Raw genomic sequence first — 23,618 nt, forward strand, 5'->3', positions numbered from 1 at the left:
AGGCGAACGCCGTGGACCTCAGCCCCGGCCCCTACCACGAGGGCTCCCTCGCCGTGCAGCGCCGCACCGGAGCGCTGGAGGCCGCCGCGCACGTGGGCCGTTCCATCGGCAGCGGCATCAAGCCCGTCGCCGCCGCCTTCCTCGGGCTCCAGCCGATGCTGGTGCTCGGCGCGGCGGACGGGGCCGGCCGGATGTGGGCCTCCCCGCTCACCGGGCGGCCCGGGTTCCTGAGGGCCACCGGCGCGCACACCGTCTCCGTCGCCGCCGCGCTCCCGGAGCACGACCCGCTGGCCGGGGCCCTCACCCGGGGCCCCGTGCCCGCCGGCGCGATCGTGCTCGACCCCCGCACCCGCCGGCGGATGCGGATGGGCGGCACCGTCACCCCCTCGCCGCGCGGGCTGCTCCTGGAGACCGGCCGGGTCTTCGCCAACTGCCCCAAGTACATCCAGCGCAGGGAACTGCTCGCCACCGGCGACGGCACCGCGCCCCCGGCGCCCCCCGTGCGGAGCGGGGAGCGCCTCACCCCCGGCCAGCAGGCGTTCCTCCGCGCCGCCGACACCTTCTTCGTCGCCACCGGCACCCCCGACGGGGTGGACGCCAGCCACCGCGGCGGCGGCCCCGGCTTCCTGGAGGTCGCCTCGCCCACCGAACTGAGCTGGCGGGACTACCCGGGCAACGCGATGTTCCTGACCCTCGGCAACCTGGCCCGCGACCCGAGGGCCGGACTGCTGCTCCTGGACTGGAGCACCGGCACCACGCTCCAGCTGACCGGCACCGCCCGCACCGAGCACACGCACGGCGGCGGGCGCACCGTCCGCTTCACCGTCACCGGCACCCTCCAGGCCGAGGGCGCCTCGCCCCTGCGCTGGTCGTCCCCCGAGTACTCGCCGGCGAACCCGCCCACCGGCCCCGCCGCGCCGGTAACCTCGGCTGATGAAGCAGCAGTTGAGAGTCGCGGCGTACGCGGTGTGCATACGGGACGGACAGATCCTGCTCGCCCGCTGGGTGGCGCGTGACGGCACCCGGCGGTGGACCCTGCCCGGCGGCGGGATGGACCACGGCGAGGACCCGATCGACACCGTCGTCCGCGAGGTGGAGGAGGAGACCGGCTACCGGGCCGGGATCACGGCCCTGCTCGGCATCGACTCGGAACGCCGCACCCACCCCCGCGGATTCGGCGCCGCCGCCGACTTCCACGCCCTGCGGATCGTCTACGAGGGCCGGGTCACCGGCGGCGAACTGCGCCCCGAGACCGGCGGCTCCACCGACCTGGCCGCCTGGCACCCCCTGGACGGTGTCGCGGCGCTCGACCGCGTCCCCCTCGTCGACACCGGCATCGGCCTGTGGCGGGACCGGCCCCCCGCCGGCCGCGCCGCTCAGCGCGGCAGCACCACCACATAGGCGGCCGGCTCCCGGTCCGCCGCGGCCATCAGCGCCGTACGCACCACCACCCCCTGCTGCTCCGGGGCCTCCCGCAGCTTGCGGGGCGTCAGATGGACCACGGTGATGCCGAGACGCTCCAGGGTGTCCCGCTTCTTCGCGTACTCGGACCAGAGCGTGTCCTCGTCGTGCCGCGGCGCCCGGGTGTCCAGCTCGACCGCCACGGCCTGGTCGGGCCAGTACGCGTCCACGCCACCGAGGTGCGGCCCGCCCGGAAGCCGCAGGTCCACGTTCCACACCGGCTCCGGCAGCCCCGCCGCCCGCACCAGCGCGTACAGCCTGCCCTCGGCCAGCGCCCGCCCCTCCGCCAGCAGGGCGTCCACCGCGTCCACCACGTGCGGGCGTCCCAGCAGCCGCGCGTCGCTCAACTCCCGCACCAGCGCCGCCGGTTCGCAGTGCCCGCCGCGCACCGCCTCGGTGAGCAGCAGCCGGACCGCCCCCGGGTCGGTGAGCCCGCTCACCGTGTCCGCCACCGCCCGCGCCGCGGGGGCCACCGGCACCCCGGTCACCTCCTCGGCCACCGGCATCGTGTGCGTCCGCACCAGCCGCGCACAGCCCGTCGACCGCAGCCGCCGGCTCCGCGGCACCAGGACGTCGATCGCCTCCAGCGAGCGCAGCGTCGGCGCCCCGGAGAAGCCGCGCAGCGCGAGGGCCGCCGCCCCCGTGATCACCACCTCGCCGTACGGCCCGGCCGCCGGACGCTGCCCCGGCAGCACGGCCCTGGCCGGGCGGACCGGGCGCCCCGCGTACAGCAGGACCGCCCGTAGCCGCTCCTCGCTCGTCGGCGGCCCGGACCGCAGCAGATACACCCCGGGCAGCAGCACCTGCCAGGGCCCACCGGCCCGGCATCGCTCCGCCACCCGCGCGGCCGACACCCCCCGCTCCCTCAACCGGGCCCCGGACACGACCAGTTCGGCCGGCCCGGTGGGGGTTGCGGGGGAGGAGGACTGGGGGAAGGTCTCGCACTGTTCCATGCGAGGGGGATGCCCGCCGCCCGCCACCCCCCGAACCTCTGTTACACCCTCGTCGACAATTCGGGACGACCCCGTCCTAAAGTACGCACGTTCGACTGCCGATGGGGGGCGCTGACGCGCCCGGCGGTTCCGGGGGTGCTGCCCGTGCGGGGGTTGCGCGTGGGCCGTGAGCCAGGGGCCGCGGCCCTGCCGCGCCTTCCCAGCCCCCCCCGGCGCCCCAGCCGACCGCGTGAAGCGCGGTGCGGGCCCTCGGGGTGCTGCTCCCTCCCGGGGCCGCCCCGCACGCGCGCCGCCTTCGCGGGGGCTCCGCCCCCGAGCCCCCGCGCCTCAATCGCCGGCGGGGCTGACAACGTCAGCCCCGCCGGCGATTGAGGCGACCGCGCGGAGCGCGGTGCGGTCCCGTCGAGGCACGGCCGACGTTCACAGCCCGTCCGGCGTTTGAGGACACCGCGCGGAGCGCGGTACGGGTCCGGGCGGAGCCCGGTTCGGGAAGGGGCGGGGAAAGGCCCCGCGCAGCGGCCCCACCACCCCGGGCCCCGGGACGCGCGGGGCCCCGACCCTCAGGGCTCAGCGCGGGAAGCGCCCCGAACGCGGGAAGCGCCCCCACCTCAGGGGCCACCCCGGGGGAAGCGCCCCCGAAACCGGGAGCGCCCCGGGGGCAGCGCCCCCAGCCGAAGCGCCCCCGAACGGGAGCGCTCCGAACCGGAAGCGCCCGCCTCGGAGCCCACCCCAGGGGAAGCGCCCCGAAACCGGGAGCGCCCCCGACTCAGGGGCGACCCCGGGGGAAGCGCCCCCAACCGAAGCGCCCCCGAACGGGAGCGCCCCCAACCCAAGCGCCCCCGCCAGGAAGCCCCCGGGCTACCCGCGAGCGTCGCGCGCCTGGGCGCGCACCGCGCGGGCGAGGTCGTCGCGGGATTCGAGGACGAGGCGCCGCAGCGCCGGCGCCGCCGACTCGTGTGCCGCGAGCCACGCGTCCGTCGCCGCGAGCGTCGCCTCGGGCTCCTGGAGCGACGGGTACAGGTCGCGCACCACGTCCATCCCGATCTGGATCGACCGCTCCTCCCACACCCGCGCGATCGCCTCGAAGTACTTCGGCGCGTAGGGCGCGATCAGCTCCCGCTGCGACGGCTGCGCGAAGCCCGCGATCGTCGCCTCGACCAGCGCGTTGGACAGCGCGTCGGACTCCACGAGCGCCGCCCACGCCTGGTCCTTGACCGCGGCCGACGGCCGCGACGCCAGGCAGCGGACCTCGTGCCGCTTGCCCGACGCGGTGTCGTCCCGCGCCAGTTCCGCCGCGATCGCCGCCTCGTCGGCGGCCCCGTGCGCGGCGAGCGGCGCGAGGAACGCCCAGCGCAGCTCCTGGTCCACGTCGAGGCCGTCGACGCGCGCCGTGCCGTCCAGCAGCCCGCTCAGGAGCCGGAAGTCCTCCGGCCCGCCCGCGACGGAGGCGAAGAACCGCGCCCAGGTGAGCTGGTGCTGGCTGCCGGGCTCGGCCCCGCGGAGCTCGCTCAGCGCGCCCGCGGCCAGCAGCCGCCCGCCCTCCTCGCGCCAGTCGGGCGCCGCGTAGTGCACGAGGGCGCCGCGCGCCCACGCGTGCAGCATCTGGAGCACGCCGATGTCCGTCTCGCGGCCGGCGAACCGCAGCACCAGGTCCACGAAGTCCCGGGCCGGCATCAGCGCGTCACGGGTCAGGTTCCACAGCGCGGACCAGCACAGCGCACGCGCCAGCGGGTCGTCGATGTCGCCGAGGTGGGCCCGCAGCGTGGCGAGCGACCCCTCGTCGAAGCGGATCTTGCAGTAGGTGAGGTCCTCGTCGTTGACGAGCACCAGGTCGGGGCGTTCGGCGCCGGCCAGGCCGGGCACCTCCGTGCGGGCGCCGGTGACGTCCGCGCCGGCGCTCGCGTACCGCACGAGCTTCGCGCCCTCGACCCGGTAGAGCCCGACGACGACCCGGTGCGGCCGCAGTGTGCCGCCGTCCTGGGTGACGGCCAGTTCCGTCACCCGGCCCTGCGCGTCACAGCTCAGCTCGGGGGTCAGCGAGTTGACGCCCGAGGTCTCCAGCCAGGCCCGCGACCACTCCTTCATGTCCCGGCCCGAGGTCTCCTCCAGGACGGAGAGCAGGTCGCCGAGGCGGGTGTTGCCGTAGGCGTGCCGCTTGAAGTAGCGCCGCGCGCCCTCCAGGAAGGCGTCCCGTCCCACGTACGCCACGAGCTGCTTGAGCACCGAGGCGCCCTTCGCGTACGTGATGCCGTCGAAGTTGAGCTTGGCGGCCTCCAGGTCCTGGATGTCCGCCGTGACCGGGTGGGTGGAGGGGAGCTGGTCGGCGCGGTAGGCCCAGGCCTTGCGGTTGTTGGCGAAGGTGACCCAGCCGTTGGTGAAGCGGGTGGCCTCGACCATCGAGAAGGAGCCCATGAAGTCGGCGAAGGACTCCTTCAGCCACAGGTCGTCCCACCACTGCATGGTGACCAGGTCGCCGAACCACATGTGCGCCATCTCGTGGAGGATCACATTGGCCCGGCGCTCGTAGGACGCCTGCGTCACCTTGCCCCGGAAGACGAACTCCTCGCGGAAGGTGACGCAGCCCGGGTTCTCCATGGCGCCGATGTTGTACTCGGGCACGAACGCCTGGTCGTACTTCCCGAACGGGTACGGGTAGTCGAAGTGCTCGTGGAAGAAGTCCAGGCCCTGCTTGGTGACGAGGAAGATGTCGTCCGCGTCGAAGTGCCGGGCGAGCCCCTTGCGGCACATCGCGCCCAGCGGGATCCGCAGGGTGGTGCCGTCGGGGAGCGTGCGCTCGTACACGTCCGTCTCGTAGTGGTACGGACCGGCGACCACGGCCGTGATGTACGTGGAGATGGGCCGGGTCTCGGCGAAGCGCCAGACCCCGTCGGCGTCGCGCGCGCCCTCCCCGTTGCTCCACACCGTCCAGCCCTCGGGGGCCGTCACCTCGAAGCGGAACGGCGCCTTGAGGTCCGGCTGCTCGAAGTTGGCGAAGACCCGGCGGGCGTCGGCCGGCTCGTACTGGGTGTAGAGGTAGACCTCGCCGTCCTCCGGGTCGACGAAGCGGTGCAGGCCCTCGCCGGTCCGGCTGTAGGCGCACTGCGCGTCCACGACCAGGACGTTCTCGGCGTCCACGGCGTCGAGGGCGATGCGCGCGCCGTCGAAGGCCGCCGCGGGGTCCAGCTCCCGGCCGTTGAGGGTGATGCCGGTCACGGCCGGGGCGACGAGGTCGACGAACGCCGGGGCACCGGGCTCGGCGGCCCGGAACCGGATCGTGGTGACGGAACGGAACGTACGCGGCCCCGCCCCCTCCTCCGCGTCCCCGACGGCGGACCGTACGTCGAGGGCGACGTGGTACGCCTCGACGGACAGCAGCTCGGCCCGGGTACGGGCCTCGTCGCGGGACAGATTTTCACCGGGCACGGGCACTCCTTCGTGACTCGTCGGAACAGCGGCGATCCTTTCATGCGGCCCCGGCGGCCCATACGGGGGAATCCCTCGCGTGCCGCGCGTGTTCCCCCCGGAGGCACGCAGGGTGCCGCCCTGATACGAGGAGTGACATGTCGGACAACGGCAAGACACCGGTGGACTTCTGGTTCGACCCGCTGTGCCCCTGGGCGTGGATCACGTCCCGCTGGGTCCTGGAGGTCGAGAAGGTCCGTGACATCGAGGTCCGCTGGCATGTGATGTCGCTCGCCGTGCTCAACGAGGACAAGCTCGACCAGGTGCCCGAGGAGTACCGGGAGATGCTGGAGACCAAGGCGTGGGCCCCGGTGCGCGTCGTCGTCGCGGCCCAGCAGGAGCACGGGGACGAGGTCGTCGGCAAGCTGTACACCGCGCTCGGCACCCGTTTCCACAACAAGGGTGAGGGCCCGACCCTCACGGCGATCCGCGAGGCGCTGGAGGACGTCGGTCTGCCCGTCTCGCTGGCCCAGTACGCCGACAAGGACACCTACGACGCCCAGCTCCGCGCCTCCCACACCGAGGGCATCACCAAGGTCGGCCAGGAGGTCGGCACCCCGGTGATCGCCGTGCCGGGCGCCGACGGCGAGCAGGTCGCCTTCTTCGGCCCGGTCGTCACGCCCACGCCCCGCGGCGAGGCGGCGGCCCGGCTGTGGGACGGCACCCTGCTGGTGGCCTCCACGCCGGGCTTCTACGAGATCAAGCGCACCCGCACCCAGGGGCCGTCCTTCGAGTGACGGCGCCGCGCACGGAAGACGGCCCCCGCGAGTCCTGTCCTCGCGGGGGCCGTCCTTCTTCCGCCTGCCCGGTGAAGGTTGAGAAGACGATCACGAGCAGGGCGTCCTGGGATCGCCTCAGGGGGTGATCAGCGGGGTGCGGCCCTTCGCCTCGGTGAAGCGCTTGGCGACGTCCTGCCAGTCGACGACGCGCCACATGGCTTCGATGAAGTCGACCTTCTGGTTCTTGTACTGGAGGTAGAAGGCGTGCTCCCAGGCGTCGAAGACCAGGATCGGGACGCTGCCCTGGCCGACGTTGCCCTGGTGGTCGTAGATCTGCTCGACGATGAGCCGCCCGCTGACCGGCTCGTAGGCCAGCACACCCCAGCCGGAGCCCTGGGTGGTGGCGGAGGCCTTGGTGAGCTGGGCCTTGAACTTGGCGAAGGAGCCGAAGGACTCGGCGATGGCGTCCGCGAGTTCGCCGGTGCCGTCCTTCTCCAGGGGCTCGCCGCCGCCGTCGCCGGTCATGTTGTGCCAGTAGATGCTGTGCAGGATGTGGCCGGAGAGATGGAACGCGAGGTTCTTCTCCAGCCCGTTGATCGAGCCCCAGGCCTCCTTGTCGCGCGCCTCCGCAAGCTGTTCGAGGGTGTCGTTGGCGCCCTTCACGTACGCGGCGTGGTGCTTGTCGTGGTGGAGCTCGATGATCTCGGGGCTGATGACCGGCTCGAGCGCCGCGTAGTCGTACGGGAGTTCAGGAAGCGTGTAGATGGCCATGGTGGCGGTGGTCCCTCCGGCTGCCTTCTTATTGCACATCTTATGCAACTGCACGCTACCAGCAGGAGTGGCGCCGGATGATCAGCCGATGGTCGTAGGCCGCGGGTCGCGCCATGGGCGGTCGCCCGCACGCGAAGGACCCCCGGCCGTCACGGCCGGGGGTCCTTCGCGTGCGGGTGCGCCGGGGCTGCTCAGCCGGCGGAGCCGGCCCGCTCGGCCTCGTCGGCCGTGCGCGACTCGCGGCGCTTCTGGAGGGCCAGGCCGCCGGCCGCCAGCGCCACGGTCAGGATGCCGGTGCCCAGCAGCTGGAGCCTGGTCGCCTCCTCGCGCAGCATCAGCACGAAGACGGCGCCCATGCCCAGCAGGGCGATCCAGGTCAGCACCGGGAAGAGCCACATCCGCACGACCAGCTTCTCCGGCTCCTCGCGCTCGGTACGGCGGCGCAGGATCAGCTGGGAGACGGCGATGAAGATCCAGACCACCAGGATGATCGCGCCGATCATGTTGAGCAGCCACTGGAAGACGTCCTCCGGCCGCCAGTAGCTGAGCAGCACGCACAGGAAGCCGAACACCGACGAGACCAGCACGGCGACCCGCGGCACACCGCCGAAGGTGCGGCCGACGGCCTTCGGGCCCTGGCCGCGGGCCACCAGCGAGCAGGCCATCCGGGAGGCGCCGTAGATGTTGGCGTTCATCGCCGACAGCAGGGCCACGAAGACGACGATCTGGAGCGCGGTGGCCGCGCCGGGGATGTCGAGGTGGGCCAGCGTGGTGACGTACGGGCCCTTGTCCGGGTCGGCGACGTCCGGGTCGTTCCACGGCACCAGGGTGACGATGACGGCCATCGAGCCGATGTAGAAGACGGCGATCCGCCACATCGCCGTGCGCACGGCCTTGGCGACGCCCTGCACCGGGTGCTCGGACTCGGCGGCGGCGATGGTCACGGTCTCCAGGCCGCCGTAGGCGAAGACGGAGGCCAGCAGGCCGACGACCAGGCCGTCGACGCCGTTCGGCAGGAAGCCGCCGTCGCCGGTCAGGTTGGCGGTGCCGGGCGCCTCGGTGCCGGGCAGGACACCGGCGATCGCCAGCACGCCGATGCCCAGGAAGAGCGCGATGGCCCCGACCTTGAGCGCGGCGAACCAGAACTCGAACTCGCCGAAGTTCTTCACCGCGGCCAGGTTGGTGCCGCAGAACACCAGCATGAACAGCGCGACCCAGGCCCACTCGGGCGTGCCCGGCAGCCAGTTGGTCATGATCTTGGCCGCGCCCATCGCCTCCAGGCCCACGGCCACGCAGAGCAGGAACCAGAAGGCCCAGCCCGCGGTGAAGCCCGCCCACGGCCCGATGGCGCGCTCGGCGTGGACGGAGAACGAGCCGGAGGCGGGGTTCGCGGCGGACATCTCGCCGAGCATCCGCATCACGAGCATGACGAGCAGCCCGGAGAGCGCGTAGGCGACCACGATCGACGGGCCCGCCGCGGCGATGCCGGCGCCGGAGCCCACGAAGAGCCCGGCGCCGATGACACCGCCGAGGGCGATCATCGAGAGATGGCGTTGCTTGAGGCCGTGCGAGAGCTGCGCGGCATCCGGCTGGTCGGCGGGCGCGGGCGCGGTGGTCCGAGACATGAGCGGGCCCTGTTCATCGGCAGAGACGGGGGAGCAGCCGACAGTCTGGACGCGGCATCCGCTCACAGGGAACGGATGTCCGCTATACGGGCACGATGTTCACACAACGCCACCACGCCGACACCGGCCGGCCCGGGCGCCGCCCGGCCCGCCGCCACCGCCCCGCCTCAGCCGCCCGTTCCACCCGCAGGCCGCTCCGGCCGCCCCCTGCGGGCGAGTGCCTCGCGCACCGCCGAGACCAGCAGCACCGCGCCGGTCGCCCCGGCGGACCACAGCAACTGCGGCCGGGCTCCGTCGTCGCACAGCATCAGCACCAGCACGGCCGCCATCGCCGCCAGCGCGGCCCACGTGAGATAGGGGAAGGCCCACATCCGCAGGGCGAGCGCCTCGGGCGCCTCGCGTTCGATGCGCCGCCGCAGCCGCAGCTGCGAGACCGCGATCAGGGCCCAGACGAACAGCAGCACCGCGCCGACCGCGTTGAGCATGTAGGCGAACACCGCGTCCGGCCACTTCAGGTTGAGCAGCACGGAGACGAAGCCGAACGCCACCGAGGCGAGCACCGCCCGGCGCGGCACCCCGCCGCCGGAGACGGTGAGCAGGCCCCGGGGCGCCTCCCGGCGTTCCGCCAGCGAGAAGATCATGCGGGAGGAGCCGTAGAGATTGGCGTTGAGCGCCGACAGCAGGGCCACGAAGACGACGATCTCCATGATCCGCCCGGCACTCGGCACGCCGATGGAGTCGAGCACGGTGACGAAGGGGCTCACGCCCGCCTTCTGCGCCGTCCACGGCAGCACCGTGACGATCACCAGCATCGAACCGACGTAGAAGAAGAGGATGCGCACCACCGCGCTGCGCACCGCCCGGCCGACCGCGCGGGCCGGGTCCGCGGTCTCGGCCGCGGCGATGGTGACGACCTCCAGGCCGCCGAAGGCGAAGACGACCACCAGCACCCCGGACACCACTCCGGACCAGCCGTTCGGCAGGAAGCCGCCGTCGCCCGTGAGATGGGAGAGGCCGGCCGGCTCGGTGTCCGGCAGCACGCCGAATACGGCGAGGGTGCCGAGCAGCAGGAAGAGCACCAGGGCGCCGACCTTGAGGGCGGCGAACCAGAACTCGAACTCCCCGAAGTTCCGTACGGCGGTGAGGTTGGCCGCGGTGAAGACCACCATGAAGAGGAGCACCCAGCCCCACTGGGGCACCGACGGCGCCCAGCCGTGGGCGATCTGCGCGGCGGCGGTCGCCTCGGCGGCCAGCACCACCACGAGCAGGAACCAGTAGAGCCATCCCGCGCTGAACCCGGCCCAGCGTCCCAGCGCGCGTTCGGCGTGCACGGAGAAGGAGCCGGACGCGGGCATCGCGGCGGACATCTCGCCGAGCATCCGCATCACCAGCATCGCCAGCGCACCGGCGATCAGGTACGAGACGACGATGGCCGGACCGGCGACCGAGATCCCGGCGCCGGAGCCCACGAAGAGCCCCGCGCCGATCACCCCGCCCAGTCCCAGCATCGTCAGATGACGCTGTTTGAGGCCGTGTTCGAGGGGCTCGGCCCCGGTGGTCACGGCCTGGGGCGACGCGTCGTGCATGGTGCGGTGTGCTCTCGGTTCGCTCGGGTCCGGTTATGGAGTCCCTACAGTCTCGGCCAGTGGCGGCCCGCCAGGCAAAACGGGCCGTCACCGCCGGGACCTCAGTGACGAGCATCACGCCCGGCCGTGTGTGACGACAGGCGTTTGTGTGATCTCCACCAACACCCCAACCGCCGCTTTGTCGGCGGCTGATGGTGATCCGGTCGGTCGCCCTGGGCTACGGTCGGCCTGTTCCCACCTGCCCTCACCCCGCGGAGACCTTGATGAGCACTGCTGCCGCCCCCGTCCGATCCGGCATCGTCCTGGCCGATCTGGTCCCCGCCTCCCGGGTGCGGGACATCGCCCTGGTCGCCGGCGGCGCCGTCCTCACCGGCCTCGCGGCCCAGATCTCCGTCCCGGTCCCCGGCTCCCCGGTCCCGGTCTCCGGCCAGACCTTCGCCGCCCTGCTGGTGGGCACCGCGCTCGGCGCCCGCCGCGGCTTCGCCTCGCTCGCGCTCTACGCCGTCGCCGGCATGGCGGGCATGCCGTGGTTCGCCGAGGGCGCCTCGGGCTGGTCCATGCCGTCGTTCGGCTACATCCTCGGCATGCTGCTGGCCGCCACCGTCGTCGGCGCCCTGGCCCGCCGCGGCGCCGACCGCACCGTGCTGCGCACCGCCGGTTCGATGGTGCTCGGCTCGGTGATCATCTACGCGGTGGGCGTCCCCTACCTGGCGCTCGCCACCGGGATGTCGCTGCCGGCCGCCGTCTCGGCCGGTCTGGTGCCGTTCCTCATCGGTGACGCCCTGAAGGCCGCCCTCGCGATGGGCGCCCTGCCGGCCGCCTGGAAGCTCGTGGGCCGCCGCCAGGGCTGAGCCCGCGCGCCACGCCACGACGGCCCCGGTCCGCACCTGCGGACCGGGGCCGTCGTGGCGTGTCAGGGGGGATCAGCCGGAGGTGACCCGCGCGGCGTTCCTGCGCCGCCGGTCCAGCACCAGACCGATGGTGACCACGATCGCGGCGACCAGCATCGACAGCAGCGCGACCTCGCGGTTGGCGTCGTCGAAGACCATGTAGCCGAGCACGAAGACGATGCCCGCGGCGGCCGCCCAGGTGAGATAGGGGAAGAGCCACATCCTCACGGTCAGCTTCTCCGGCGCCTCGCGCAGCAGGATCCCGCGCATCCGGAGCTGGGTGAAGCAGATGACCAGCCAGACGAACAGCGCGACCGCGCCCGAGGAGTTCAGCAGGAAGAGGAAGACCGTGTCCTTCCACATGTAGTTGAAGAAGACGGCGACGAATCCGAAGACCACCGAACCGAGGATGGCGGCGGTCGGCACGCCCTTGGCGTTGACCTTGGCGAAGGCCTTGGGGGCGTCGCCGCGCTCACCGAGCGAGAAGGCCATCCGGGAGGCCGTGTAGAGGCCGGAGTTCAGACAGGACAGCACGGCGGTCAGGATGATGACGTTCATGATCTGGCCGGCGTGGGCGATGCCGATGGAGTCCAGGGCGGCGACGTAGCTGCCCTTCTCCTGGATGCTCTCGTCGTCCCACGGCAGCAGCGTCAGCACCACGAAGATCGAGCCGAGGTAGAAGACGGCGATACGCCAGATGACGCTGTTGGTGGCCTTGGTGACCGCGCGCCGCGGGTTCTCCGACTCACCGGCGGCCAGCGTGACGATCTCGCTGCCCATGAAGGAGAAGACGACCAGCAGGACACCGGTGAGGATGGATCCCGCGCCGTGCGGCATGAATCCGCCGCTGTCGGTGAGATGGGCGAAGCCCGCGCCCGGGTTGTCGGATCCGGGCAGCACGCCGAAGACGGCCAGCAGGCCGATCACCACGAAGGCGCCGATGGCGACGACCTTGATGCCGGCGAACCAGAACTCGAACTCGCCGTAGGAGGCGACCGACGCCAGGTTGGTGGCGGTCAGCACCACCATGACGATCAGCGCCCAGGCCCACTGGGGAACGGCCGGGATCCAGCCCTCCAGGATCACCGCCCCGGCGGTGGCCTCGACGGCGAGCACCACGACCCAGAAGAACCAGTACAGCCAGCCGATGGAGAAGCCGGCCCAGCGGCCGAGGGCGCGGTCGGCGTAGGCGGAGAAGGAACCCGAGTTCGGGCTGGCCGCGGCCATCTCGCCGAGCATCCGCATCACGAGCACGACCATCAGGCCGACGAGCGCGTAGGAGACGAGGATCGCGGGGCCCGCGGCGGCGATGCCGGAGCTGGAGCCGACGAACAGGCCGGCTCCGATGACACCGCCGATGGCGATCATGGACAGATGGCGGTTCTTGAGACCGGCCTTGAGACCGTCGGCGGAGGGCGACTGTCCCGGGGTGGGGGACTGGTCGCCTTCCTTTGTGAGGGTCGTCTGCGACGTCATGGACGAATCCTTATGTCTTGGTGCCGCTCGGGTTACGAACTCGGGAATTGAAGCTCAGTACGGCCCAGTACGGAAGACCCGATTCCGTTTCGTTGCACTCGTCACGCCGGTGAGTCCCGGGCGCGGCCCCGCGCCGGACTGCGTCTGCCCCCCGTGCCACACTCGAACCATGCGCGTGTACCTCGGTTCCGACCATGCCGGATACGAACTCAAGAACCACCTCGTCGAGTGGCTCACCGCCCACGGGCACGAGCCCGTGGACTGCGGTCCGCACATCTACGACGCCCAGGACGACTACCCGCCCTTCTGTCTGCGTGCCGCGGAGCGGACTGCCGCCGACCCCGGCTCGCTGGGCATCGTGATCGGCGGCTCGGGCAACGGCGAGCAGATCGCCGCCAACAAGGTCAAGGGCGTCCGGGCCGCCCTCGCCTGGAGCGAGCAGACGGCCGCCCTCGGCCGCGAGCACAACAACGCCAACGTGGTCGCCGTCGGCGGCCGTATGCACTCCCTGGAGGAGTCGACGAAGTTCGTCGAGATCTTCCTCTCCACGCCGTACTCGGGTGAGGAGCGTCACACCCGCCGGATCGAGATGCTCTCCGCGTACGAGACCACCGGCGAACTCCCCCCGATCCCGGCCCACCACCCGCAGGAGCCGACCGCCTGATGCCCGAAGGGCACACGATCCACCGACTGGCCGCCGACTACCGGGAACGGTTCGGCGGCCGGTCCGTGCGGGTGACCAGCCCTCAGGGCAAGTTCACCGACTCCGCCGCGCTGCTCGACGGCACGGTCCTGGAGCGCACCGAGGCCCACGGCAAGCACCTCTTCCTGGGCTTCCCCGGCGACGAGTGGGTCCACATCCACCTCGGCCTCTTCGGCAAGGTCACCTTCGGCGACGCCCCCGCCCCGCCGCCCACCGACACCGTCCGGCTCCGGCTGGCCAATCCGGCCTCCTGGGTCGACCTGCGCGGCCCCACGGCCTGCGCCCTGCTCACCGACGGCGAGAAGCAGGCGGTCCACGACCGCCTCGGCCCCGACCCGCTGCGCCCCGGTGACGACCCCGCCCGCGCCTGGGCCCGGATCTCTCGCTCCCGCACCTCGATCGCCGCGCTCCTGATGGACCAGAAGGTCGTCGCGGGGGTCGGCAACGTCTACCGCGCCGAGGTCCTGTTCCGGCACGGCATCGACCCCTACCGGCCGGGCCGGGACCTCACCCGCCGGGCATGGGACGCCGTCTGGGCCGACCTCACCGCCCTGATGCGCGACGGCGTGCGCGACAACCGCATCGACACCGTCCGGCCCGAGCACACCCCCGAGGCGATGGGCCGTCCGCCGCGCGTCGACGACCACGGCGGCGAGGTCTACGTCTACCGCCGGGCCCGGCAGGCCTGCCATGTCTGCGGCGGCGAGATCAGCACCGCCGCCCTCGCCGCCCGCAACCTCTTCTGGTGCCCCGGCTGCCAGCGCTGACCGGGCCCCCGGCGCCGGGCGGCCCCGGGCCCCCGGCGCGGGCCGGGCGCCGGAGGAACCCCGCGCCGGACGGCGTCAGAAGCCGTGCGGCAGCCACGGAGCGACCGCCGAGCCGAAGGCGTGCGACGCCCTCGCGAGCGCCCCCGCGCGCAGCTCCCGGACCCGCCCCGCCCCGGCCAGCGAGGCCAGCGACACCCCGCCCAGGTAGGCCGCGCCCAACTCCCGCACGGACAGGGCCAGATCGGGCGCGTCGGCGGTCCGTTCGCAGACCGCCCCCTCGGGGCCGCCGGACAGCCGCCAGCGCCCGGTGTTCCAGGGGCAGAAGGCGTCCTCGACGTCGAGCACCAGGTCGACGGGCACCAGGTACGCGCGCGCCCCGAGCGCCGCGCCCACCTCGACCGGGCGCAGGTACAGGGAGTCCCGCACCCGCACCCCGCAGCGCCGGACGTCCGAGACCAGGTGCAGCAGCGGATCGTCCACCGGCCGGTTGCGCGAGCGCACGGACGTCGTCAGGTCGATCTCGCAGAGGAAGCGCCACAGCGCCGCGTACACCGCCGGCTCGGCCGCGTCGATGTGCCGCACCAGGACCGCGCCCTCGGGCCCCTCGGGGGTCCAGTGGGGCTTGTTGTGGAAGCGGACGTAGCCCACCGCCTCCCCGTCCCGCTCGGCGAGCACGCACTGCATCGGCGAGGCGCCCTCGCGCCCGGACGGCGGGTCGAGCAGCGGCAGCCGCTCCCAGCCCTCGTCGCGGGCGAGCATCCCGGGGCGGGAGCCGATCGTGTCCCGGTAGATCCGCTCGCACGCCTGCGCCCCCTCCGCGGGATCCGTGAACCGCAGGCGCACGTCCTCCGCGCCCGGCGGCACGGCCACCCGCACCCGCGAGGAGTCGATCTCCACGGCGAGCTGATGCGTCGCCGTGCCGTATCCGAAGCGGCCGTAGATGTCCGGCTCGGACGCCGTCAGCACCGCGAGCGGCTCACCCAGCGCGCGGACGTCGTCGAGCTGGCGCCGCATCATCGAGGTGAGGATCCCGCGCCGGCGGTGGGTCGCCGCCACGCTCACCATCGTCACCCCGGCCGCGGGCACCAGGGCGCCGCCCGGCACCGTGAGCCGGAAGGCGAACGACCCGGCCGTGCCGACGCATTCGTCCCCGTCCCACACGCCGACCGAGCGCGCCGGGTCCGTCAGGTCCTGCCAGAGGCGGCGCTCCTCGCCGGCCTCCGCCACCCCGCCGAACGCCAGCTCCAGCCTGTCGTACCACCGGTCCCACTCGGACCGCACCAAGGGCCTCAGCCGTGTCGTCATAGGCCATCCCTACCAGCCGTCTCCGAAGGGCCGCGACCCGATTTCGAACGCAATGTCTCGGGGTACCCCTGCACGGATGGCGGACGTGTGGATAGGGTCCACCGGGTGGCCCGCCGCGCGACAGCAGACTCGTTCACGGCCCGGATGCGCAAAGCCTTGCACCGGGCCCGCACCGTGCTGCGCCGTTCCGCCGTCGACTACTTCCGCGGCGACGGCTCCGACCGCCTGGCACTCGCCGGGCTGCTGCTGACCGTCCCCGCCATCGTCTGGGCCACGGTCACCAACCCCGTCTGGTGCTCGCCGGTGGTCCTGGTGCTGCCGATCGTGGCCGGCGGGCTGCTGCTGCGACCGGCGAGCCTGCTCGCCCTCTACGCCGCCGCGGCCGCCGGACTGATCGTGGAGTCCGCCGTCCTCGGCCCGTACACCGAGGGCCCCGTCGGCGTCACCCCGGGCACCGTGCTCGCGGTCGCCGCCTGCGGTCTCTTCGGGCTGCTCATAGCCCAGTTCAGGGCCCGGGTCGGCGTGCCGTGGCGGCGCGGCGGCACCATGCTCTTCGACCTGCGCGAACGGATCAGGGTGCAGTCCGCCCTGCCCCGGCTGCCGCAGGGCTGGCACCGCGAGATGTCGCTGCGCCCGGCCGGCGGCCAGTCCTTCTCCGGCGACTTCGTCGTCGCCGCCCGCACCTCCGGTGGCCGGACCCTGGAGGTCGTGCTGACCGACGTGTCCGGCAAGGGCATGGACGCGGCCTCCCGGGCGCTGCTGCTGTCCGGGGCCTTCGGCGGGCTCCTCGGCTCCCTGCCGCCGCACGGCTTCCTGCCGGCCGCCAACGCCTATCTGCTGCGGCAGGACTGGGACGAGGGCTTCGCCACCTCCGTCCACCTCGTGCTCGACCTGGACTCCGGCGACTACGAACTGCTCTCCGCCGGGCACCTGCCGGCGCTCCAGCTCCACGCGGGCAGCGGCCGCTGGGAGGAGATGGCGGCCGAAGGGCCGCTGCTCGGGATCTACGACGGGGCGCAGTTCGACCCGGTGAAGGGTTCCCTGCGCCCCGGCGACGTGCTGATGCTGTTCACCGACGGCCTGGTGGAGGCCTCCGGGAGGGACATCGGCGAGGGCATCGACCGGCTCACCGGCGAGGCCGACCGCTATGTGGCCTCCGGCTTCGAGGGAGCCGCCTGGCACCTGATCGAGGCCGTGGCCAAGGACGTCAACGACGACCGGGCACTGCTGCTGCTGTGCCGTCGGGGATGAGCGCGGCGCTCCCGGCACCGCCGTCCCCGTCGTCCGCAGCGCGGTCCTCCTTCCCGTCGCCCCCGTCGCGTCCCGGCAGGTAGCGCGCCAGCCAGTGCGAGCGGCCGGCCGCCAGCGGGCCGAGGACGGCGAGCAGCAGGACGTAGCCCGCGATGAACGGGGAGAGCCGGGAGTCCAGTCCGGCCGCCGCCGCCATGGTGGCGAGGATCAGCGCGAACTCGCCGCGGGCCAGCAGCGTGGTGGAGATGTTCGCCGCCTCCGGTTTCCCGAAGCGGTACAGCCGGGCGGCCGCCAGTCCTGCCAGCACGTTCATCACCAGGGTCACGGCGACCGCGGCGAGGACCGGCCAGAGCACGACGGGCAGGTCGCCGGGGTCGATCGACAGGCCGAAGGCGAAGAAGAAGATCGCGCCGAAGGCGTCCCGCAGCGGGTGCACCAGTCTGCGGATCCGCTCGCCCGACGAGGTGCTGCCGAGCATCAGGCCGACCATGAACGCGCCGATCGCGTCCGCGACCCCGAACCACTCCGAGACCCCGGCCACGAACACGGCGGCGCCGAGGAAGGAGATGACGAGCAGTTCGTCGTCGGGGGTGGAGAAGAGCCGGCCGACCAGCCGGGTGCCGAAGCGGGCGGCCAGCGCCAGCAGCAGCAGGAAGGCGAACGCCTTGGCGCCGTCGCCGACGGCGGCGGCCAGGCTGTCCGCGCCGGAGAGGATCGGCTGGAGCGCGGCGAGGTAGAGCGCGAGGAAGATGTCCTCGACGACGATGATGCCGAGGATCGGCTTGGTCTCCCGGTTGCCGAGGCGGCCGGTGTCGACCAGGACCTTCGTCACGATCGCCGACGAGGAGATGCCGAGCACTCCGGCGAGCACCAGCGCCTCCGAGGTGCCCCAGCCGAGCGCGAAGCCGAACGCGAGGCCCGCGCCGACGTTCAGCGCGAGATAGGTGCCGCCGGCCAGGGCCATCTTGCGGCCGCCCGCTTTGAGGTCGTCCAGATGGAACTCGAGACCCAGGTAGAAGAGCAGCAGCACGAGGCCGAGCGCGGAGAGCATCTCCAGGTCGTGCGGGTCGGCGATGAGGACGACGCCGGGGGTGTGCGGGCCGAGGATGATCCCGGCCACGATGAACAAGGGGATGGTGGGCAGACCGATCCGCCCGCCGAGGCGGGCGAGGACGGCTGCGGCGAGGAAGGCCCCGCCCATGGCGATGAGGGTGTCCGCGTGTCCGATGGGCTTGTCCTCCGTTCAGTCATGAGGGCGTCAAGGAAGCGTCAATGTTTAGTTTGCCAAATGATTTACATGGCAACAATGAGTGCTGACACCCATTGACGCGCTTGACACCGGCACCCGGATCGTCCACGGGCGGCCGGCGCCCGGGCACCGGCCCGTAGAGTCACGGCATGACCGAGACGCTCAGCCCGGCCGAGATCGAGGCCCTCGCCCGCGAGGTTCACGCGGGACAGACCGACAAGGCGGGGCGGCCCTACGCCGAGCACATCGCCGCCGTCGCCGAGGGCGTGCGCGCCCGGGGCGGGAGCGAGGAGCAGATCGCCGCCGGCTGGCTCCACGACGCCGTCGAGGACGACCGGCTCAGCCGCGCCCGGCTGGAGAGTGCCGCGCTCCCGCGGGCCGTCAAGGACATGGTCCTCGCGCTCACCAGGGGCGAGGGCGAGGACCTGTCGTCGTACACCCGGCGGGTGCTGGACACCCCGGGCGCGCTGCTGGTCAAGGAGGCCGACCTGGCGCACAACACGGACCCGGCGCGCCTCGCGGCCCTGGACGCGGCCACCCGGGAGCGGCTCACGGAGAAGTACGCGCGGACCCGGCGGCTGCTCGGACTGCCGGGCGCCTGACCGGCCTGACCGGCCGGATCCGCCGGATCCCGCCCGTCCCACCGGGCCGTCCCGCTAGGTCCCGCTCCGTCCCGCCCCGGACGGGGGCGCCAGCAGCTTCCGCCCGGACGGGGGGCGCTAGCGGCGCGGTCCCGCCTCGGCGGGGTCGTCGCGGAAGGCCCAGGCCATGTCCGGCTCGGTGACGGGCTTCATCAGCCTGCGGACGGGCGGCGTGCACAGCAGCGTCACGGCGGCGGCGGCCGTGAGCGAGACGGTCACCAGCCCCGCCGGCCCGCCCAGCCAGGCGTTCTCCTCGAAGACGCCGGCGTAGTCGGCGGCCCGCACCAGGAAGCCGTGCAGCAGGTAGCCGCAGATCGTGCCCGCACCGAGCGCCGTCATCCAGGAGCGGCCGGACGGCACCCAGGCGAGGAACGCGACGGTCAGCACCAGGGCGCAGGCGCACAGGGCCAGGAACACCACGCTCCCCGACCACCACGGCACCCCCTCGCCGATCTCCTGGACGCTGCTGTTGCGGTAGAACCACCCGGTGCTCATGCGCGGGGCCACCCAGTACGCGAACGCCCCGGCGACGGCGAGCAGCGGCAGCGACAGCAGCCGCACCTCGCGCCGCCGCACGAGCTGGAAGTGCTCGGGCTTCAGGCACAGGCCGATCACGAAGAACGGCAGGAACTGCAGCAGCCGGGAGAGGTCGAGATCGTCGCCGATGCCCGGCGTCAGGGCCGCCGCCAGCGCGATCCCGAACGCGACCGGCACCGGCCACCGGATCACCCGCCACAGCGGGGTGGTGAGCCGCCACACGAACAGCGCCGCGAGGAACCACGTCAGGTAGTACGGGTCGAGCAGGCTGATCGGCTGGTCCGGCTTGCCGCCCGCGTACCGGGCGAACAGCGAGTACGCCACCTCGAAGACGACGTACGGCAGCGCGATGCCCGTCAGCAGCCGGCGGAGCTGGTGCGGCTTGCCCCGGTAACTGCGGGAGAAGTAGCCGGAGATCAGGATGAACGCCGGCATGTGGAAGGTGTAGACGAGCATGTACAGCGCACGGGTCGCCCGGCTGCCGTCCATCACCGGCTCCCAGGCGTGCGCCACGGCCACCAGCACGATCGCCAGGTACTTGGCGTTGTCGAACCAGGCGTCCCGCCCGGCGGGTCTCGGCGGCTCCGGCGCCGTGGGCAGGGCAGACTTCCGGCCTGCCGTGGCGGGGGCGACAGCGGTCGCCGTCCCCGTCGCGGGGGTGGGTCCCGACTCCGGAGCCTCGGGGAGCGGAGCCCTCTGATATCCGTGCGCTGCGTGGAACATTCAAGGCACCATAGCCGTGCCCATTCGCAGGAGTAAAACACCTCGGCGTTGCGGTCCATTCACATGCGACACCGCCACCGAACGTGCACTATGCCCCAATTAATCCCCATTGAACCGGGCATATCACCCCGGTCGAGGAGTGATCTGAATTACCCCGTGACCGGCCTCCGTATTTCCTGTGACCGACATGTGTGGGCCTGGAAACGATCACCGTGAATTCCTGCCCTTCATTTCCGTCGATTCACCCGGCCACGTGCGGGCGCCGGGCGCGGCGGCCGCTCGCGGGGGCTGGGCGGGGGCACGGTGTTGGCGCGATCTCGACGGGGACGATTCGTCACCCGGCAGCAGGGGCAGGGAGGTTGGTGGCACGATGGACCGGGCGGGGGTGGTGGGCCGTACACCCCGGGCCGGGTAGGCGGACCGACCGAGGGTGTGATCAGTGTGGCCATTTCGCTGTCTGTGGTGGTGCTGTTGTTGGTCATCCTCGTGGTGATGATCCGCGGCGGGTCCATCAAGGCCGGGCCGGCCGTCGTGGCCGTGCTGTTCGGCTTCTTCCTGGCGTCGACGGGCATGGCGCCGTCGATCAACCGGTTCATGAACTCACTGGCCGACACCATCAACCAGATAACGTTCTGAGCCGCCACCGGCGGCCCGCGAGGGCTCCGGCGGTACGCGGTCCCCGCAGCGCCCGGATACACCCGGGCGCCCTTTCGCGCGCTCCCGCGCCGACACACGCCCGCGCCCGAGCCGCGCACGCCCCGCACACCCGCCCGAGCCGTTAACTCCCGCGCCCGCGCACTTCCCGAGCCGTTAACTTCCCGCGCCCGCGCACTTCCCGAGCCGTTAACTTCCCGCGCCCGAGCCGCGCCCGCGCACTTCCCGCGCCCGAGCCGGCACATCCGCCCGTGGCGACAGGCTTCCGCCAAGGTCCCACGCGCCCGGCGCCCGCAGGCCCCGGCTACGCCGCCTTGCCCGCGGCCCGCTTGGTGCCCTTGGTGCCCTTGCTCCGTGCGGCCCCGGCGCCCGCGCGCGCGGAGCGGGCCGTCGCGGCGCGCCGCTTCGGCGGCGGACCGCCGGCGCTCTCCGGTTCCCGGGCCGTCTCCTCCGCCCCGGCCCGCCCGGCCCCGGCCGCCGCCCCCAGCGGCCAGCGGAACTCGATCTCCAGCTCGATCTCCCCGTCCTCGACCTCGATCTCGATCTCGCTGCGCAGCTCCTCCGGGATCCGCAGGCTCAGCCGCCCCGGCCCCAGGTCCAGCTCGGCCTCGCCGCCCTCCCGCAGGGCGGCCGCCAGCGCGGCGAGGAGGTCGGCCGCCTCCAGGCGGGACAGGGAGCGCTTCTGCTCGTACGCGAGGTCCTTCATGTCGGCCTCCGGCCCGGCGGAAACGGTGGACGAGCTCAATTCTCGTCCCTCCCGCCCGATCGGACATGTCCGCGCAGGACGCCCGCCGCGGCACCCGCCGCACCGCCCGCCCGCCGACGGGCGCGGGACGTACCCGGGAAACGCGTCAGGGCCGGTCCGGAGAGGAATCTCCGGACCGGCCCTGGACGACATGGAGCGGGCGACGGGAATCGAACCCGCGTAGCTAGTTTGGAAGACTAGGGCTCTACCATTGAGCTACGCCCGCAAGCAACGCGCCGCAGGTCATGACCGCCGCGGCACGAAGAGCATCGTAGCGGGTCATCCCCGCCCCGCGCACACCCCTTCCCGGGCCGCCGCAAATCGGGCGGGCGACCGGCCCCGGTGCATGTACCCTACGGTTCGCACCGACGGGGTGTGGCGCAGCTTGGTAGCGCGTCCGCTTTGGGAGCGGAAGGTCGTCGGTTCGAATCCGGCCACCCCGACCAGCAAGATCACGTTGTGAGGGTCCTCCTGCTTGCCGTTACTATGCAAGCTGCGTGCCCGTGTGTCTGATGTGCCGGGCCCGATCCGCTGAACCGCCGAACGCGGGACGACCGTGTCCGGCTGCCAGCAGACCCCTTAGATGTCAGCCACCAAGGAGACCGAACCGTGAAGAGCGCCGTGGAGACCCTGAACCCGACCCGGGTTCGGCTCACTGTCGAGGTGCCCTTCGAGGAGCTCAAGGACAGCCTCGACGCGGCGTACAAGAAGATCAACCAGCAGGTCACGGTCAAGGGCTTCCGCAAGGGCAAGATCCCGGCCCGAGTGATCGACCAGCGGTTCGGCCGTGGTGCGGTGCTGGAGGAGGCCGTCAACGACGCGCTCCCGAAGTTCTACACCGAGGCGGTCAACGAGGCGGAGATCAACCCCCTCGGCCAGCCCGAGGTCGACATCACCGAGCTGAAGGACGGCGAGACGCTGAACTTCACCGCCGAGGTCGACATCCGCCCGACCATCGAGATCCCGGACTACTCCGGCATCGAGGTCACCGTCGACGCCGTCGAGGTGACCGACGAGGACATCGAGAAGTCCGTGGAGCAGCTCCGCGAGCGCTTCGCCTCCACCAACCCGGTCGAGCGCGCGGCCGCCGACGGCGACGTCGTCACGATCGACCTCGAGGCCAAGGTCGACGGCGAGGTCCTGCCCGACGGTGTCGCCAACGGCGTGTCCTACACGATCGGTTCGGGCGAGCTGCTCGACGGCATCGACGAGGCCGTCACCGGCCTGGAGGCCGGCGGCGAGGCCACCTTCACCTCGCAGCTGAAGGGCGGCTCCGCCGAGGGCAAGGACGCGGAGGTCACCGTCAAGGTCACCGGCGTCTCCGCCCGTGAGCTCCCCGAGCTGGACGACGACTTCGCGCAGCTCGCCTCGGAGTTCGACACCCTCGACGAGCTCAAGGCGGACAGCCGCAAGCGCCTCGAGAACATGAAGCAGTACGACCAGGCCACCCAGGCTCAGGAGCGCGTCCTGGAGAAGCTCCTGGAGCTGGTCGAGGTCCCCGTCCCCGAGAAGCTGCTCGAGGACGAGATCAACACCCGTAAGCACAACCTCGAGCACCACCAGCTCGGTCAGATGGGTCTGACCCTCGACAAGTACCTGGAGATCCAGGGCAAGTCCGCCGAGGAGTTCGACGCCGAGACCAAGGAGCAGGCGGTCAAGGGCATCAAGACCCAGTTCGTCCTCGACGAGCTGGTCAACAAGGAGAAGCTGAACGTCAACCAGGAGGAGCTCACCGAGCACCTCATGCGGCGTGCGGCCTCCTCCGGCATGAGCCCCGACCAGTTCGCGCAGGCCGTCGTCGAGGGCAACCAGGTGCCGATGCTCGTCGGCGAGGTCGCCCGCGGCAAGGCGCTGGCCGTCGTCGTCGAGTCCGCCAAGGTGACCGACACCAACGGCGAGCTCGTCGACCTCGAGGACGACGAGGACGAGGCGGAGACCGCCGAGGCCGCAGCCGCCGGCGACGACGCCGCCGACGACGAGAACACCGCGAAGAACGAGGCCTGAGCCTCGCTCCCACGCGTGGACGGGCTCCGGGTGCCGCAGGGCGCCCGGAGCCCGTCGTCGTAACGGCCCCATGCGGCCGGCGCCCCGGAGCTTGCG

Annotated in this window: 20 protein-coding genes and 2 tRNA genes; 11 read left to right on the forward strand and 11 right to left on the reverse strand. The window is 72.5% G+C overall.

Going from position 1 to position 23,618, the window contains the following annotated elements; all coding sequences use genetic code 11:
* Positions 1-11: 11 nt before the first annotated feature.
* Both JE024_RS23115 and JE024_RS23120 read left to right on the forward strand, forming a co-directional pair.
* Positions 12-1,016, forward strand: coding sequence for a PNPOx family protein (locus tag JE024_RS23115; RefSeq protein ID WP_205375414.1), 1,005 nt, complete (start codon positions 12-14; stop codon positions 1,014-1,016).
* Positions 934-1,401 (forward strand): NUDIX hydrolase, encoded by a 468-nt coding sequence (locus JE024_RS23120; RefSeq protein WP_205375415.1) that lies wholly within the window; start codon positions 934-936, stop codon positions 1,399-1,401. The genes JE024_RS23115 and JE024_RS23120 overlap by 83 nt, the downstream gene beginning before the upstream one ends.
* Here the strand turns inward: JE024_RS23120 and JE024_RS23125 are convergent.
* Together JE024_RS23125 and pepN are read right to left on the reverse strand one after the other, a co-directional pair.
* Positions 1,377-2,414, reverse strand: a complete 1,038-nt coding sequence (locus JE024_RS23125) for a hypothetical protein (RefSeq protein ID WP_205375416.1) — start codon at positions 2,412-2,414, stop codon at positions 1,377-1,379. The two genes, JE024_RS23120 and JE024_RS23125, sit on opposite strands and share 25 nt — an antisense overlap.
* Before the next feature lie 858 nt (positions 2,415-3,272).
* Positions 3,273-5,837: an aminopeptidase N gene (gene pepN / locus JE024_RS23130; protein ID WP_205375417.1), complete on the reverse strand. Its 2,565-nt coding sequence runs from the start codon at positions 5,835-5,837 to the stop codon at positions 3,273-3,275.
* Positions 5,838-5,974: 137 nt separating this feature from the next.
* Between pepN and JE024_RS23135 the strand changes: the two genes are divergently transcribed.
* Entirely contained in the window at positions 5,975-6,613 is a 639-nt protein-coding gene (locus JE024_RS23135) for a mycothiol-dependent nitroreductase Rv2466c family protein (protein ID WP_205375418.1), read from the forward strand.
* Between the two features lie 117 nt (positions 6,614-6,730).
* Here the strand turns inward: JE024_RS23135 and JE024_RS23140 are convergent, their stop codons facing one another.
* The 3 genes from JE024_RS23140 to JE024_RS23150 form a co-directional block, all read right to left on the reverse strand.
* Positions 6,731-7,366, reverse strand: a complete 636-nt coding sequence (locus JE024_RS23140) for a superoxide dismutase (protein ID WP_205375419.1) — start codon at positions 7,364-7,366, stop codon at positions 6,731-6,733.
* 191 nt (positions 7,367-7,557) lie between these two features.
* Positions 7,558-8,991: an amino acid permease gene (locus tag JE024_RS23145; RefSeq protein WP_205375420.1), complete on the reverse strand. Its 1,434-nt coding sequence runs from the start codon at positions 8,989-8,991 to the stop codon at positions 7,558-7,560.
* A gap of 167 nt (positions 8,992-9,158) precedes the next feature.
* Positions 9,159-10,577, reverse strand: coding sequence for an amino acid permease (locus JE024_RS23150; RefSeq protein ID WP_205375421.1), 1,419 nt, complete (start codon positions 10,575-10,577; stop codon positions 9,159-9,161).
* Positions 10,578-10,840: 263 nt separating this feature from the next.
* Between JE024_RS23150 and JE024_RS23155 the strand changes: the two genes are divergently transcribed.
* Positions 10,841-11,428 carry a biotin transporter BioY gene (locus JE024_RS23155; protein WP_205375422.1) on the forward strand — a complete coding sequence of 196 codons (588 nt, stop codon included), beginning with the start codon at positions 10,841-10,843 and terminating at the stop codon, positions 11,426-11,428.
* A 72-nt stretch (positions 11,429-11,500) separates the two neighbouring features.
* Here JE024_RS23155 and JE024_RS23160 read toward each other — a convergent pair whose 3' ends face one another.
* Positions 11,501-12,943 carry an amino acid permease gene (locus JE024_RS23160; protein WP_205375423.1) on the reverse strand — a complete coding sequence of 481 codons (1,443 nt, stop codon included), beginning with the start codon at positions 12,941-12,943 and terminating at the stop codon, positions 11,501-11,503.
* A gap of 169 nt (positions 12,944-13,112) precedes the next feature.
* Between JE024_RS23160 and JE024_RS23165 the strand changes: the two genes are divergently transcribed.
* Positions 13,113-13,607, forward strand: coding sequence for a ribose-5-phosphate isomerase (locus tag JE024_RS23165; protein ID WP_205375424.1), 495 nt, complete (start codon positions 13,113-13,115; stop codon positions 13,605-13,607).
* A complete protein-coding gene (locus JE024_RS23170; RefSeq protein WP_205375425.1) occupies positions 13,607-14,413 on the forward strand; it encodes an Fpg/Nei family DNA glycosylase in 807 nt (268 codons plus the stop codon). The genes JE024_RS23165 and JE024_RS23170 overlap by 1 nt, the downstream gene beginning before the upstream one ends.
* Positions 14,414-14,488: 75 nt before the next feature.
* Here the strand turns inward: JE024_RS23170 and JE024_RS23175 are convergent, their stop codons facing one another.
* Entirely contained in the window at positions 14,489-15,718 is a 1,230-nt protein-coding gene (locus JE024_RS23175) for a GNAT family N-acetyltransferase (protein WP_205375426.1), read from the reverse strand.
* A 144-nt stretch (positions 15,719-15,862) separates the two neighbouring features.
* Here JE024_RS23175 and JE024_RS23180 point away from each other — a divergent pair, with 144 nt between their 5' ends.
* Positions 15,863-16,969, forward strand: a complete 1,107-nt coding sequence (locus JE024_RS23180) for a PP2C family protein-serine/threonine phosphatase (protein ID WP_205375427.1) — start codon at positions 15,863-15,865, stop codon at positions 16,967-16,969.
* Here JE024_RS23180 and JE024_RS23185 read toward each other — a convergent pair.
* Complete coding sequence (locus JE024_RS23185) at positions 16,926-18,170, reverse strand: cation:proton antiporter (RefSeq protein ID WP_205375428.1); 1,245 nt, start codon at positions 18,168-18,170, stop codon at positions 16,926-16,928. The two genes, JE024_RS23180 and JE024_RS23185, sit on opposite strands and share 44 nt — an antisense overlap.
* A 197-nt stretch (positions 18,171-18,367) precedes the next feature.
* Between JE024_RS23185 and JE024_RS23190 the strand changes: the two genes are divergently transcribed.
* A complete protein-coding gene (locus JE024_RS23190) occupies positions 18,368-18,820 on the forward strand; it encodes an HD domain-containing protein (protein ID WP_205375429.1) in 453 nt (150 codons plus the stop codon).
* 117 nt (positions 18,821-18,937) lie between these two features.
* On the opposite strand, the gene JE024_RS23195 is transcribed toward JE024_RS23190, so the two are convergent.
* A complete protein-coding gene (locus JE024_RS23195) occupies positions 18,938-20,119 on the reverse strand; it encodes an acyltransferase family protein (RefSeq protein WP_205375430.1) in 1,182 nt (393 codons plus the stop codon).
* Between the two features lie 441 nt (positions 20,120-20,560).
* Between JE024_RS23195 and JE024_RS23200 the strand changes: the two genes are divergently transcribed.
* The gene (locus JE024_RS23200; protein WP_147986459.1) at positions 20,561-20,755 is read left to right on the forward strand and encodes a hypothetical protein; all 195 of its coding nucleotides are present in this window, start codon (positions 20,561-20,563) and stop codon (positions 20,753-20,755) included.
* Between the two features lie 322 nt (positions 20,756-21,077).
* On the opposite strand, the gene JE024_RS23205 is transcribed toward JE024_RS23200, so the two are convergent.
* Both JE024_RS23205 and JE024_RS23210 read right to left on the reverse strand, forming a co-directional pair.
* Positions 21,078-21,479 (reverse strand): amphi-Trp domain-containing protein, encoded by a 402-nt coding sequence (locus JE024_RS23205; RefSeq protein ID WP_205375431.1) that lies wholly within the window; start codon positions 21,477-21,479, stop codon positions 21,078-21,080.
* Between the two features lie 191 nt (positions 21,480-21,670).
* A tRNA-Gly gene (locus JE024_RS23210) sits at positions 21,671-21,744 on the reverse strand.
* A gap of 143 nt (positions 21,745-21,887) precedes the next feature.
* Here JE024_RS23210 and JE024_RS23215 point away from each other — a divergent pair.
* Positions 21,888-21,964 (forward strand) — tRNA-Pro (locus JE024_RS23215).
* A 163-nt stretch (positions 21,965-22,127) separates the two neighbouring features.
* Positions 22,128-23,522: a trigger factor gene (gene tig / locus JE024_RS23220; protein ID WP_205375432.1), complete on the forward strand. Its 1,395-nt coding sequence runs from the start codon at positions 22,128-22,130 to the stop codon at positions 23,520-23,522.
* Positions 23,523-23,618 lie beyond the last annotated feature (96 nt).

The organism is Streptomyces zhihengii, from assembly GCF_016919245.1.
GTDB lineage: Bacteria > Actinomycetota > Actinomycetes > Streptomycetales > Streptomycetaceae > Streptomyces > Streptomyces zhihengii.